This is a genomic window from Lysinibacillus sp. KCTC 33748 (genome assembly GCF_002237755.1).
Taxonomy (GTDB): Bacteria; Bacillota; Bacilli; order Bacillales_A; family Planococcaceae; genus Lysinibacillus.
The window spans coordinates 186,016-199,906 of sequence record NZ_MWSJ01000006.1 but is presented as its reverse complement, the minus strand read 5'-3'; the positions used below and the strand labels follow the sequence as shown (position 1 = coordinate 199,906).

General features: G+C 37.6%; 11 protein-coding genes and 1 rRNA gene. 3 read left to right on the top strand and 9 right to left on the bottom strand.

Annotated elements, in window-relative coordinates:
* Together B1B04_RS11240 and B1B04_RS11235 are read right to left on the bottom strand one after the other, a co-directional pair.
* Positions 1-187, bottom strand: a 16S ribosomal RNA gene (locus tag B1B04_RS11240); the annotation flags it as partial.
* Between the two features lie 285 nt (positions 188-472).
* The gene (locus B1B04_RS11235; RefSeq protein ID WP_079561553.1) at positions 473-1,372 is read right to left on the bottom strand and encodes a DMT family transporter; all 900 of its coding nucleotides are present in this window, start codon (positions 1,370-1,372) and stop codon (positions 473-475) included.
* Positions 1,373-1,659: 287 nt separating this feature from the next.
* Between B1B04_RS11235 and B1B04_RS11230 the strand changes: the two genes are divergently transcribed.
* Together B1B04_RS11230 and B1B04_RS11225 are read left to right on the top strand one after the other, a co-directional pair.
* Positions 1,660-2,385 carry an MgtC/SapB family protein gene (locus B1B04_RS11230; protein WP_079561552.1) on the top strand — a complete coding sequence of 242 codons (726 nt, stop codon included), beginning with the start codon at positions 1,660-1,662 and terminating at the stop codon, positions 2,383-2,385.
* 15 nt (positions 2,386-2,400) lie between these two features.
* On the top strand, positions 2,401-3,396 hold the full coding sequence (locus tag B1B04_RS11225; protein ID WP_079561551.1) for a cation diffusion facilitator family transporter: 996 nt from the start codon (positions 2,401-2,403) through the stop codon (positions 3,394-3,396).
* Positions 3,397-3,566: 170 nt separating this feature from the next.
* Here B1B04_RS11225 and B1B04_RS11220 read toward each other — a convergent pair whose 3' ends face one another.
* From B1B04_RS11220 to pruA, 4 genes are all read right to left on the bottom strand, one after another.
* A complete protein-coding gene (locus tag B1B04_RS11220) occupies positions 3,567-4,730 on the bottom strand; it encodes an iron-containing alcohol dehydrogenase (RefSeq protein WP_079561550.1) in 1,164 nt (387 codons plus the stop codon).
* A 366-nt stretch (positions 4,731-5,096) separates the two neighbouring features.
* The gene (locus tag B1B04_RS11215; protein ID WP_079561549.1) at positions 5,097-6,341 is read right to left on the bottom strand and encodes a Glu/Leu/Phe/Val family dehydrogenase; all 1,245 of its coding nucleotides are present in this window, start codon (positions 6,339-6,341) and stop codon (positions 5,097-5,099) included.
* A gap of 83 nt (positions 6,342-6,424) precedes the next feature.
* Entirely contained in the window at positions 6,425-7,618 is a 1,194-nt protein-coding gene (locus tag B1B04_RS11210; protein WP_079561548.1) for an ornithine--oxo-acid transaminase, read from the bottom strand.
* A gap of 294 nt (positions 7,619-7,912) precedes the next feature.
* Positions 7,913-9,457: an L-glutamate gamma-semialdehyde dehydrogenase gene (gene pruA, locus B1B04_RS11205; RefSeq protein ID WP_079561547.1), complete on the bottom strand. Its 1,545-nt coding sequence runs from the start codon at positions 9,455-9,457 to the stop codon at positions 7,913-7,915.
* A 145-nt stretch (positions 9,458-9,602) separates the two neighbouring features.
* Between pruA and B1B04_RS11200 the strand changes: the two genes are divergently transcribed.
* Positions 9,603-10,913 (top strand): AAA-type ATPase lid domain-containing protein, encoded by a 1,311-nt coding sequence (locus tag B1B04_RS11200; RefSeq protein ID WP_079561546.1) that lies wholly within the window; start codon positions 9,603-9,605, stop codon positions 10,911-10,913.
* A 126-nt stretch (positions 10,914-11,039) separates the two neighbouring features.
* Here the strand turns inward: B1B04_RS11200 and yugI are convergent, their stop codons facing one another.
* The 3 genes from yugI to B1B04_RS11185 all read right to left on the bottom strand — a co-directional run bounded on the left by yugI (position 11,040) and on the right by B1B04_RS11185 (position 13,702).
* Positions 11,040-11,417, bottom strand: a complete 378-nt coding sequence (gene yugI, locus B1B04_RS11195) for a S1 domain-containing post-transcriptional regulator GSP13 (protein WP_079561545.1) — start codon at positions 11,415-11,417, stop codon at positions 11,040-11,042.
* Positions 11,418-11,502: 85 nt separating this feature from the next.
* Positions 11,503-13,161 carry a hypothetical protein gene (locus B1B04_RS11190; RefSeq protein WP_079561562.1) on the bottom strand — a complete coding sequence of 553 codons (1,659 nt, stop codon included), beginning with the start codon at positions 13,159-13,161 and terminating at the stop codon, positions 11,503-11,505.
* Positions 13,154-13,702, bottom strand: coding sequence for an RNA polymerase sigma factor (locus B1B04_RS11185; protein WP_079561544.1), 549 nt, complete (start codon positions 13,700-13,702; stop codon positions 13,154-13,156). The genes B1B04_RS11190 and B1B04_RS11185 overlap by 8 nt, the downstream gene beginning before the upstream one ends.
* Between the last annotated feature and the right edge of the window lie 189 nt (positions 13,703-13,891).

The following is a 13,891-nucleotide window of genomic DNA, read 5'->3' as shown; positions in this document are numbered from 1 at the left end:
AATAGATTATTCGGTATTAGCCCCGGTTTCCCGGAGTTATCCCAAACTATAAGGTAGGTTACCCACGTGTTACTCACCCGTCCGCCGCTAACGTCAAAGGAGCAAGCTCCTTATCTGTTCGCTCGACTTGCATGTATTAGGCACGCCGCCAGCGTTCGTCCTGAGCCAGGATCAAACTCTCCATAAAAAGAAATTTGATAAGCTCAAATTGTTTTGCTGGCATCATGTTTGATGTCCAAAATTTTGTTTCGTTCACTAACTCAAGGTTAGTTACTAAAAACTTTATTGATTACGTTTTGCTTGTTCAGTTTTCAAGGTTCATTTTGTCGCTGTTGTTTTCAGCAACTCTATTATCATAACTCGTCTCCAACAAGAAGTCAATAACTTTTTCAAAATCTTTTTTCAAATCTTTTTCTCAAGTCGTCCTTCTTGTTAAGGACAAGTAATAATATATAATATAGCAATTTAAAAATCAAGCTTTTTTTGAAAAAAGTTTAAAAATCTTTTTCTCATCCACCACAAACAATAGAATTCCTACTATAACAATTAATCCACCAATAATTTGTGTGGCTATTAAATACTCTTTAAAAATGAAAAGAGCTAAAATGGCCGCGCCAATTGGTTCAAATAATATCGCAATAGAGACTACATTTGTACTAACGTATTTGATAGACCAATTAAATAGAGTATGCCCCAATAAATTAGGCACGATTGCTAATAAAATAAACCATATCCAGTCCATAGTTGGATAAGGACCAAACGATTCACCTTTAATAAGAACATAGATAAATAACGTAATTGTACTAACAGCATAAACAAGCATGGTATATGTCACAAGAGATAACCGCTTACGTACATCTTGTCCAAATAAAAAGTAAGCTGTAACGAGTGCACACGCAATAAGAGCAAGCATGTCTCCATAAAATGCAGTACCGCTAAGCTTAAAATCTCCCCAACTTATTAAAATACTACCAACAATAGCAATCGCGCCTGCAAGTATGGTTTTTAGAGTAATGCTCTCTTTGAAGAAAAAATATGTACCTACAAATGCAAACAACGGCTGTAGTGTAACCAAAACTGTAGAACTCGCTACAGAAGTGTAATTGAGTGATTCAAACCACAAAATAAAATGGAACGCTAAAAATATGCCTGCAACTGAAGAAAACAGCCAATCCCTTCTTCTTAATTGTTTTACTTCATTCGTGTACTTCCAAAAAAACAGAGGAGCCATTATTAATACCGAAAACAACATCCGGTAAAACGCAATAACCCCCGCTTCTGCATTTGCTAACTTTACAAATATCGCAGATAAGGATACAGAAATAACACCTATAAATATAGGAATGTATGGATGAATTTTTGGTTTCTCCATAAAATCCAACCTCCAATCATTTTTACCTGGACATAAATACGTCTGGATACGACTTTGTGCTATCCATGATATCTACTTGAGACTTTAACTTAAACCAACATCTATTTAATCACCTATAACGTTAGAGACTTCTGTAGCTACTTTCACTACCAAGACCGTTTGCTAAAAGAAAAAAAATGCTTATACTTCATTCCTATCGTGATGTACAATACAAAAAAGTAATGTACATATAATAATGACACCTTGCATATCTCTTAGCAATACGAAATATCTGTGGAGGGTTGCGTATGGAAACCTTATTTGGAAATATGATTACATATGAAGTTGGCATAAAATTAGTAATTGCAGCCACATTAAGTTTAGTAATCGGCATCGAAAGGGAATTAAAAAAGAAGCCTGTAGGATTAAAAACAAGCTTAGTCATCGCCACATTTAGCTGTTTATTAACTATTATTTCGATTGAAACCGCCTACTCAACACCCCCAAGGTCAGAAATCAATATTACAATGGATCCTCTACGCTTGGCTGCCCAAATTGTTAGTGGAATTGGATTTCTTGGAGCAGGTGTTATTTTAAGGCGCGGGAATGATAGTATCTCAGGTTTAACAACCGCTGCAATGATTTGGGGAGCTGCCGGGATAGGGATTGCAGTCGGCGCGGGATTCTATATGGATGCTACTTTAGCTGTTATTATCATCGTCTTCGGCATTGAGGTTTTATCGCCGTTTCTAATGAAAATAGGACCAAAAAGAATTCGTATGCGAGAGATATCATTGAAAGTTCAGATTAACAATGATGAAAGAAGCGAGTCTTTTCTAGAATTTTTAAAGGAAAACAATATTATTATCGAAAACATACGCATTCAAGATGTTCCTAATAAAAATAATAATAATGTTTTTCACGAATTAGATTTACGTTTATCATTAATAGTATCTGATAACTTACTGTCATTTTATCGTTCATTACGAGCACTACCCTATATAGAAAAAATTGAAATGGAAATTTTAAACTAGTTGGAGGATTCTTTCGTGGGAGAACTATTAAAACTATTAAAAAACGGGAATAAACCATCTTTGATGGCAGCAGTTGTCAATGCCTTTTTAGGAATTATTAAAGGCATCGCCTTCTTCTTTACAGGTAATGTTGCCATGTTTGCAGAAATGATGCACTCACTAGGGGATGCAGCAAACCAATTTTTTGTTTATATCGGCTCAGCGCTTTCGAAAAAAGCACCGACAAAACAATTTCCTGGAGGCTTTGGCCGAATCGTAAATTTAGTTTGTCTTTTTGCTGTAATAATCGTAGCAATCCTTTCTTATGAAACTGTAAAAGAAGGCTGGCATCATTTTATACACCCAGCTGGCGAATCTAAAGGAATGCTCATAGCACTTGGCGTATTATTGATCGGTATTGTTTTAGAAGGATCAGTTCTTGCGAAAGCTGCCGTTGAAATACTACATGAGACTGGGCAAGAAAAAGCGGGATTTCTTACAGCTATCCCTAAAGCTTTTCCCTATTTAAATCGCGCAAAACCAGCAACAAAATTAGTGTTTATGGAAGACTTAGTCGCTACAGGTGGTAACGTGTTGGCCTTCGCTGCTATTTTAATAGCGCACTATACAGGTTGGGCTAATATAGAAGGGCTCGTTTCGATGATTATCGGCTTTATGATGTTCTATGTAGTAGCAAAAGTTTTCCTTGATAATGCACGAGGCGTTATTGGCGAAACTGACGAAGAAATGCTAAATCATATCGCTCATCTTGTTATGGATGACCCTAATATCAAAGATATTGTTCGTTTAGAGGTCGTTAAAGAAGGTGAATTTTTACATGTGGAATTAGTTGCCGAAGCTGACCCTAACTTATCACTCGCTTTTCTAGATGATGTCCGCGACCATTTAACAGAGGTCATTTTAAGTCAGAAGGGCGTATCAAAAGTGGCCATTCTGTATGATGAGGATGATGGCGAACAAAATTGGGTGCATATTGGTGAAAGACCAGATCACTCAACACCTAAACAATAATCATTATCCAACATATTTTTTCTAAATAAGATAAATAGCCAATTGCCAGGTTTCAGGCAGTTGGCTATTTTTTATACAAATGAATGATGCCTCTAAGCAATGCAATGTGACATCAAGGTTTATCAGAAAGCCTACACATCAAGATTGTGTAGCCTCGTATCCATTTTCAATTAAAGTGAGTTTTGCAAAATAGCTCGTACATCTTCTTCCTGTAACTTGTTGAAGTTTCCAAAAGGCCCATTTTGCATGGTATGTTCTACGATTTGATGGAATTTTAAATTATCGATTTCATAATCCGCAAGGTGACTTGGAGCTCCTATTGAAGTCCAGAATGCCGATAAGCGATCAATTCCTTCGTATGCTACTTCTTCTGAAGTCTTTCCTGTAGCGTCGACACCGAAAACACGTGTTGCAATACCCGCAAAACGCTCTGGATTCACAGGTACACTTAGACGCATCCAATGTGGTTGTAATATAGCTAAACCGCCTGCGTGCGGAATATCGTATACTGCAGATACAGCGTGCTCAATATTATGTGACGCCCAATCACCTCGAGAACCAATTGATAAGAATCCATTTAATCCAATTGTTCCAGCTAATAAAATCGTTTCACGCAGCTGGACATTCTCTAAATCTTCTATTAATTCAGGAGCTGTTGTAATAACTGTTCGTAATACCCCTTCGCACATTTCATCTGTAATCGGGGTATTTGTTGTATTATGGAAATATTGCTCAATAACATGCGACATTATATCAACGATACCGTAAACTGTATGTTTTTTTGGTACCGACACTGTATACGCTGGATTTAAAATCGAAAATTTCGGGAAAACAGCAGGGCTTCCCCAACTTAGTTTTTCTTCTGTTTCCGCATTTGTAATGACAGAGCCTGAGTTCATTTCAGAACCTGTTGCAGCTAGCGTTAATACCGTGCCAAGTGGTAAAGCGTCCTGCACAAATACTTTACGTTTTACAATGTCCCAAGCATCGCCATCATATTTTGCTCCAGCGACGATTAACTTAGAACAGTCAATAACGGAACCGCCACCAACAGCTAGAACTAGATCAATTCCTTCTTTTTTACAAAGATCAATACCAAGTCTTGCTGTTTCCACACGTGGATTTGGCTCAACACCGCTTAGTTCAAATATTGTTTTATCTGCTTCTTGCAACTTCTCGATGACAGCATTGTAAACACCATTTTTCTTAATGCTACCTCCACCATAGACAACCAACACCTTCTTACCTTGCTGCGCTAACTCTTTCGATAGTTTTTCCAGTGCATTTTCACCAAAATGCAACTTCACCGGATTATAAAATGTAAATGAATCCATTCAATTCGCCCCTTTCTAGTTGGATTTTCTCATATTTCTGTAAATGAACGCAAAAATTAAACTTTGAAAATGTACTCGTTATAAATCTTATGAATTTTCTCAGGAACAGGGACACCGATTCCAGCTAATTTCTCCTGTATGTTCTCATAGGCAATTTTTACAATCCTGTTTTTTGTTTTGCCGGATATCAAAGTGACACACCTGAAGATACATACTATATGAAGAAATTGAACTTCGTTACGACTGGGCGACTCGAGCCCTACTTTATTTATAATGACACTTTAATTTCATTGATATAATAGTTTTTCAAAAACATGAAACGAGTCACCCCATTAATAGGAGTGACTCGTTTTTCATATATATTGATTAAACCCACCCACGGAAGCGTGAAGCTTCTGCAGTGCGGCGAACACCTACCATATAAGCTGCTAAACGCATGTTAATGTTACGTGTTGTCGCTGTTGTATAAACGTTTTCAAACGCATCAACCATTTTTTTGTATAGACGTTCTTCAACTTCTTCTTCTGTCCAGTAATAACCTTGGTTATTTTGTACCCATTCGAAGTAAGAAACTGTTACACCACCAGCAGATGCTAATACGTCTGGTACAAGTAGAATACCACGTTCAGTTAAAATTCTAGTTGCTTCAGCTGTTGTTGGACCGTTCGCTGCTTCTACTACGATGTTTGCTTTAATGTCGTTTGCATTGTCCGCAGTAATTTGGTTTTCGATAGCAGCTGGCACTAGAATATCACAATCAAGCTCTAATAATTCTTTGTTTGAAATTGTGTTTTCAAATAATGTTGTTACAGTACCGAAGCTATCACGACGATCTAATAAATAGTCGATATCTAAACCTTCTGGATCATGAAGTGCACCATAAGCATCAGAAATACCGATTACTTTTGCACCTAAATCATGCATGAATTTCGCAAGGAAGCTACCTGCGTTACCGAAGCCTTGAATAACAACGCGTGCGCCTTTAATATCAATGCCACGTTTTTTCGCTGCTTCTTGAATAACGATTGTTACACCTTGTGCAGTTGCACGGTCACGACCTTGAGAACCGCCAAGTACTAGTGGCTTACCCGTAATGAAACCTGGTGAGTTGAATTCATCCATACGGCTGTATTCATCCATCATCCAAGCCATAATTTGTGCATTTGTAAATACGTCTGGCGCAGGAATATCTTTTGTTGGTCCTACGATTTGACTAACTGCACGAACATATCCACGGCTTAATTTTTCAATTTCATCCATAGACATTTGACGAGGGTCACAGATGACACCGCCTTTACCACCGCCATAAGGTAGATCCACGATACCACACTTCAATGTCATCCACATTGAAAGCGCTTTAACTTCCTCCTCAGATACGGCCGGATGGAAACGAACCCCACCTTTAGTTGGCCCTACAGCATCATTATGTTGTGCACGGTAACCAGTAAATACTTTTGTTGTACCATCATCCATTTTCACAGGAATACGCACTTGTAGCATGCGAAGCGGTTCTTTTAACAATTCATACATTGCTTCGTCATAGCCAAGTCTATTTAGAGCCTCTTGAATGACTTCTTGAGTTGATGTGAACAGATTTAAGTTTTCAGACATTATTAAATCGCCTCTTTGTTTTTATAATGATAGTATATCGGCATCATTGTAACATACTTCCGAATTGAAATGTGAACATTTTGTTAAAGATTAAAAACTTTTTCAATTTGCTCGATTGACCAATCTAAATCTTCTTGAGAAATAACAAGTGGTGGCGCAAATCGAATAACAGTATCATGTGTTTCTTTACATAATAGACCTAATTCTTTAAGTTTTTCACAATATGGACGTGCTGCCTCTGTTAATTCCATTCCGATAAATAAACCACGACCACGAACATCTTTAATAACTGGGTTATTAATTTCTCTTAATTTCCCTTTAAAGTATTCACCAAGTTGGTGTGAACGCTCTGCTAATTTTTCATCTAGTAATACTTTAATTGAAGCAATAGATACAGCACACGCTAAAGGATTACCGCCGAAAGTTGAACCGTGTGATCCTGGATTGAAAACTCCTAAAATTTCACGATTTGCAGCTACACAAGAAATCGGGAATACACCGCCACCTAAAGCTTTCCCTAAAATGTACATATCAGGCTCTACTTCTTCCCAATCACATGCGAACATTTTACCTGTACGTGCTAAACCAGCTTGGATTTCATCTGCAATGAATAAAACATTGTTTTCACGGCATAACTCACGAGCAGCTTTTAAGAAACCTTCTGGTGGAATAACGATTCCAGCTTCACCTTGGATTGGTTCAATTAAAAACGCCGCTGTGTTAGGAGTAATAGCAGCTTTTAATGCTTCTAGATTACCATAATCGACTAACTTAACATTCGGTAACATCGGACCGAAGCCACGACGATATTCTTCGTCAGATGATAAAGATACAGCAAGCATTGTACGACCATGGAAGTTACCATTACATGCAATAATTTCAGCCTTTCCATCTTCTACACCTTTAATATCATACGCCCAACGACGAGCCGCTTTAAATGCAGTTTCTACCGCCTCTGCACCTGTATTCATCGGCAATACCATCTGTTTATTCGTTAATTTACCAACAAGCTCATACCATTCACCAAGGTTTTCACTATAAAACGCACGAGAAGTTAATGTTACTTTATCAGCCTGTTCTTTTAACGCAGCGATAATTTTCGGATGACGATGACCCTGGTTTACAGCAGAGTATGCGGATAGCATATCTAAGTATTTATTACCTTCCGGATCTTTTACCCAAGCACCCTCAGCCTCTGAGATAACGATTGGTAGCGGGTGATAGTTTGCAGCACCAAAATTTTGAGTTTGTTCAATAACTAGATTTGTTTTTGTCATATAGCATTCTCTCCTTACTTTCATGATGAAAAATCTATGGAAGACTATGTTTTTCTATAAGTAAATTTAATAGGACAATTCCGCATTTTCAGAATATAAAGAACAAGAATCCGCCTAGTACTCCTAGGTAAGCCACTACAACGTTAGCGTCTGCGGTTCTTGCTCGGCCTACTTTATTAGGAGGGGTTTCGCAGATTCTCTTATTAGCCCCGGTTGGATTCAGTTTTGCGCTTACACAAAACCGAATCTGTGACATACACCGAGGGCTATACTTCTTTCAGTTTGCTAAAGAAGTTATAGCATTTCTGAAGTTGTTTTTGCTTGCATGTGAAGTTGTAGATAGTCAGGGCCACCTGCTTTTGAGTCTGTACCTGACATGTTGAAGCCACCAAATGGTTGGTAACCTACGATTGCACCTGTGCAACCACGGTTGAAGTATAAGTTACCTACATGGAAATCTTCACGAGCCTTTTCTAAGTTCATACGATTATTTGTAATAACCGCACCAGTTAAACCGTATTCAGTATCGTTTGCAATATCGATTGCTTGATCGAAATCTTTAGCCTTTGCGATTGCTACAACTGGACCAAAAATTTCTTCTTTCATAATACGTGCAGAAGGATCTACGTCTGCAAATACTGTTGGTTGGATGAAGTAACCAACTGAATCATCAGCTGTACCACCTGAAACAAGGCGGCCTTCTCCTTTACCAATTTCAATATATTCTGTCACTTTGTTGAATGCCGCTTGGTCAATTACTGTTGCCATGAAGTTTTTGAAGTCTGTTGGATCACCAACTGTTAACGTGTTAGTAAGCTCAATTACACGATTAACAACTGTGTCATATACATCTTCAACGATAATAGCACGAGAACATGCTGAACATTTTTGTCCTGAGAAGCCGAATGCTGATTTTACGATAGATTGTGCTGCAAGCTCTAAATCTGCTTCTTTATCAACAACGATTGTGTCTTTACCACCCATTTCAGCGATAACACGTTTAATCCAAATTTGACCATCATTTAATACAGATGCACGTTGGTTAATACGTAAGCCTACATCACGAGATCCAGTGAAGCTGATGAAGCGTGTTTTCGGATGATCAACTAAGTAGTCACCTACTTCCGCACCAGAACCTGGTACAAAGTTCACAGCACCTGCTGGAAGGCCAGCTTGCTCTAACACTTCGATAAATTTATAAGCAACAACTGGTGTTGTTGAAGCTGGTTTTAATAATACAGTGTTACCTGTTACTAAAGCAGCAACTGTTGTCCCTGCCATAATTGCGAATGGGAAGTTCCATGGTGAAATAACAATACCAATACCTAGTGGAATATAGTCATAACGGTTGTATTCACCAGGACGGCTCTCTACAGGTTGGCCTTCTTTAATACGTAGCATTTGACGGCCATAGTATTCTAAGAAATCAATTGCTTCTGCAGTATCTGCATCAGCTTCAGCCCACGGTTTACCCGCTTCTTTTGTTAAAAGTGCAGAGAATTCGTGTTTGCGACGACGGATGATTGCCGCTGCTTTAAATAGTACATCTGCACGAATAGCTGGATCTACCTTTTTCCAAGTTTTAAATGTTTCGTCTGCAGCTTGCATCGCTTTTTCAGCTAGTTCTTTGTTTGCTTTTGATACGCGACCAATTAATTCTGTTTTCTTTGCAGGGTTATATGAAACGATTTTATCTTCTGTCGTAATACGTTCGCCACCGATAATAAGTGGGTAGTCTTGACCTAAATAACTTTCGACTTTATTTAATGCTTCTAAATATGCGTTGTAATTTGCCTCTTGAGTAAAATCTGTGAATGGTTCGTGTTTGTATGAAATCATACTAAATCCTCCCTCGTGAGATGTGTTTTAAGTGTGCAAAAAACGTTGACGCAAAATATCTTTGCGTTTAGAATATTCTTACACTTATTATAATGCAAAATTTCGTTGCATATTTCAAGTAAAAAATTTTTGAGGTGCACATTTTATGAAAAATTCCGAACCTTTACTCCCTTTTTATGAGTTTATTGCAACAAATGTAACTGTTGGTATTCACGCTGTAGACCTTTCTGGCAAAACAATTATTTATAATTCGAAGATGAAAGAAATTGAGGGTTTTCATTTTGATGAATTAGCCGATCGTTCTGTTATTGAAATGTTTTCTTTCCGTCAGCATGAAAGTACTTTAATGCGTGTATTACAAACAGGTAAAAAAGAAGTTAATGTAAAACAAACATATTGGAATAAAAATGGTCATGAAATAACAACGATTAACGATACTTTTCCACTATATGTCGAAAATAAACTAATTGGAGCTATCGAGTTTGCTCGGGATATTACATCACTCGAAAAGCTAGTTTATCAGCCTCTTCGTCGATATGGTGAACCTTTAACATTCGATATGATAACAGCTGTTTCTAATTCGATGCGACAAGTTATCGCAAATGCCAAGAAAGCAGCAGCTGTGAAATTACCAGTATTATTAATTGGAGAATCAGGTACAGGAAAAGATCTAGTAGCAGAGGGTATACATCATGCAGCTTCAACTGACCCTGAAGCATTTGTAACTCTAGTGAGTCGTCGCTCTGCTCAATCTGTTTTAGATAAATTACAGGAGCTCTTACAGGATGACAAGACATACACTTTTTTCTTTGAACGCATTGATTTTTTAAGTCTAGACATTCAAGAGCAACTATTAGAGGTATTACAGTCTCTTCCACAGTCAAAATACATGCTCATTGGCAGTGTAGGAAGTGATCCCATTACATTGATTGCAGAAAAGAAACTGTCAAAATCACTGTATTATTTCTTTGCAACAATGGCCATTTCCATTCCTAATTTAACAGATCGAAAAGAAGATATTCTTCCATTCGTAGATGATTACTTTAACCGCCATCAAGAACGATTTGCTTCAAATGTCACGGAATTATCTCCTGATGTACAGGATTTATTTTTGCAATATGATTGGCCTGGAAATTTAAAGGAGCTTGAACTATTACTAGATGAAACGGTGTCGTTTATGACTACTGAATCAACGGTTACCTCAGATTTATTACCAATGCATTTCCGCTTCAAAGTACAGCAGCAAGACGTATCTAATCACGAGCCGGAATTTTTTATGTTCCAGCAACAGAATGATGTTATGCCGCTCGATGCTTATTTACGTGAAGCCGAATCCTATTATGTGCAAAACGTCTTAAATTTATATGAGGGCAATATTACAAAGGCCGCTACCGCACTTGGCATGAGCCGTCAAAACCTACAGTACCGAATTCGAAAAATAAAAAATTCGCTATAATTAAATACTAAAAAACGAGGATACCTTCATATTTGAAAGCATCCTCGTTTTTTTATCTCGCATTAATAGGCAGTAATTTATTTGTACCGAAAGCGAAGCGTTAGGTACAAGACTCCAACCTTAAAATTATTGTCCTGACTGCTCGATCCAGTCTTGTAATTTATCTTTTAAGGAATTAAAACCATTCGCATCCGATTCATCTACACGGTCCTGCAATGATTTACGTGGTGGTGCATCTTTTTTACGCAATGTAGCCGGGCGCTCCTGCAAAGCACGAATCGATAAGCTAATTTTTTCGGCATCCTCATCGATTTCAAGTATCTTCACTTCTACCTCTTGCCCAACTGACAAAAATTCACTAACGTCCTTTACAAAGCCGTACGTAATTTCGGAAATATGTACGAGGCCTTGTGTATCTTCATCAAGCGCAACAAATGCACCGTACGGCTGTATACCTGTAACTTTTCCGGTCAACACGTCTCCTAATTCATATTTTTTTTCCATAAACTTTGCCCACTTTCTTTTTGTTTGCTACGTATATATCACCATAAATTATAACATACGTAAATAAGTGGGGCAAAAAATCTCCTTATTCGTTAATGGCACTAATTCGGTAATGTTGTTCACCATTTTCGGTTACTACAGGGGTTAACTCGAAAGATAATTGCTGTCCAACTACCCCTTGCGCCGCACCTTTTACAATTGCTCTAATACTAAGTGACGAGCCTCCCATTTCATAAAGAGCTTTAAAATTATCCATACCACCAAACTGAACAACTGTATTTATATCCAAGTCATCAGTTAAAAGTCTCTGAGCTATGTCACGATCACCAACCCCATGAGCATATAAAAATAAACTAACGATATTAAATGGATTTAATGTCTCTATAATTGCATCATTCTTTGTTTTAACATACTCATCGTAAAGAGATTTAGTTTGCTCAATCCAACCTTCATTAATCTCCATACTAGTTGTTCCATCATCCGTCTGCATAAACGTGTCTTCTCGCAAATATAAAATCCCCATCCAAATATCATATGTTGTTAACTGTTCTAGCGTTTTAGATTGTCCCGTTACCTTTATTTCATCTAGTATTGATTGTGCTGTTTTGCGCATTGCCTCACCATATCCGCCATTCGCAATAATCGTTAATAGATCGATGTATTCGGGCTTGTATTGACCAGTTTTTGTACGAATTGGATTGGTTTCAGTTCCTTTAAAAATGGCAAGCCATGTATTTTCAAACTCTCCCTTTAATACGTTAAAATTATCCGTCTCAGTAGATTTATCCGCTACAAGCGTTTTTTCATAGAGACGGAGAACAGTTGCGGAATCCTCTATAGAATAGAGTAAATCTCCACCAACAAGCAATGAGCCTGTAGCCAAGTATTTAAAATATCCTAATACATTTGGGTGAAGGCGTTCAATATATTCAGGCGCGTCTTTCCCGAATACAGGATTTGGTCGAAAACTATAACTTTGTCCATTATATTGTAATTCTAAATATTGCTCTTTAGCTGTAGCAATTAATTTATTTAGGTCTGCAGGTAGACTTTTTGGTTTTTGTGATAAAACTTTTTCATATTGAACAAGCTTATTAGAATAATAGTTTGCTATCTCTTCTGCTGAGTATGAATATCCACTATAAAAAAAATAAGATTCTTCAAATGACATAAGATTCCCGTAAGTTTCGATAAGTTGTATTTGCTCACGTGGCGTTTGTAGATTATCCAATGTATTTTTTGCCAAACTGTTCAAAAAGTTATCATTTCTGTTCTGTACATCTTGAAACAACTCTTTTCTTTTAGGTAATGAGTCCACTTCATTGTCTGTAGTTTGAACTAATGATATTTCACTAAACTCTTTCTCCGGAATGTCGAGCTCCTTACGCATTTGTTCACGTTTTTCTTTATATTCTTTTGTAAAGTTTGAAAGCCATTCTTCATATACTTTTTCTTGTTCTTTTGCTTGTTCTTGTTCAGCTGTTTGAACAAATGTCAAAGGATTAATCACATACGACGAAACGAGAACACCTACTAAAAGTACACTTGCAATGCACGCTATCCAGACAGCCGGCTTTTGCCATCTCGAAGGGGGCTTTTGTGTTGTTACTGTTTCTTGCGATTGTTGTGCTGCATCTTCTGCCTCGATTTGTGCGAAAACGGTTTTGGGATCTAGCTGTGGTTCCATGCGATCATAGGACTTTTTTAGAAGCTCTATTCGTTTTTCAAACTGTTTATCATCCATTTTCAACACTCCCCTCCTGCATGATCACCGCTTTGAGCTTTTCCTTTGCACGTAATATACGAACTTTAACAGTTGATAACGAAATATTTAGTACCCCTGCTATCTCCTCATACTTTAATTCATGGAAGTAAAATAATATAAGTGGATAACGATATTTTTCATCAAGTTCATTAATAGCACTATGTAATAGCCTATCCTCTTCAAAATTAAGGACTTGCTTTTCTGCTGAAGATGCGGGCAATTGTTGCTGTGCACTTAGTCTTTCTTCCTTTGCTTGCTCTCGTTGTTCTTTGCGATAATAATCACGCGTTGTATTCAATGTGATTTTATAGAGCCACGTCGTAAAACGATCCTGCTTAAATTGATGTAAAAAACGATAGAGCTTCACAAAGACCTCCTGTGAAACATCTGCTAAATCATTACTATGTACACCGCATTGAAAAGCAAACTTTTCAACTGTTCGCTGATGTATTCGGATTAGCTCTATATAGGCGCCTTTGTCTCCTCGCTGAGCCCGTTCTATTAATTCGGTTTCTGTCACAGTCATCCCCCCTTGCATATGTAACGAACCATCCCCCCTAATTGTTACATATTTGAATATATTTTGGATATCCATCATATCGTGTGGTTGATTCCCTCGTACTTCGCGGGTAGAAATTCCAAGTGCACTATTATTCGCCATTCTATCTGAAGTGAAGATTTTAGATCGCTCTATTTTAGACTTTGTAGA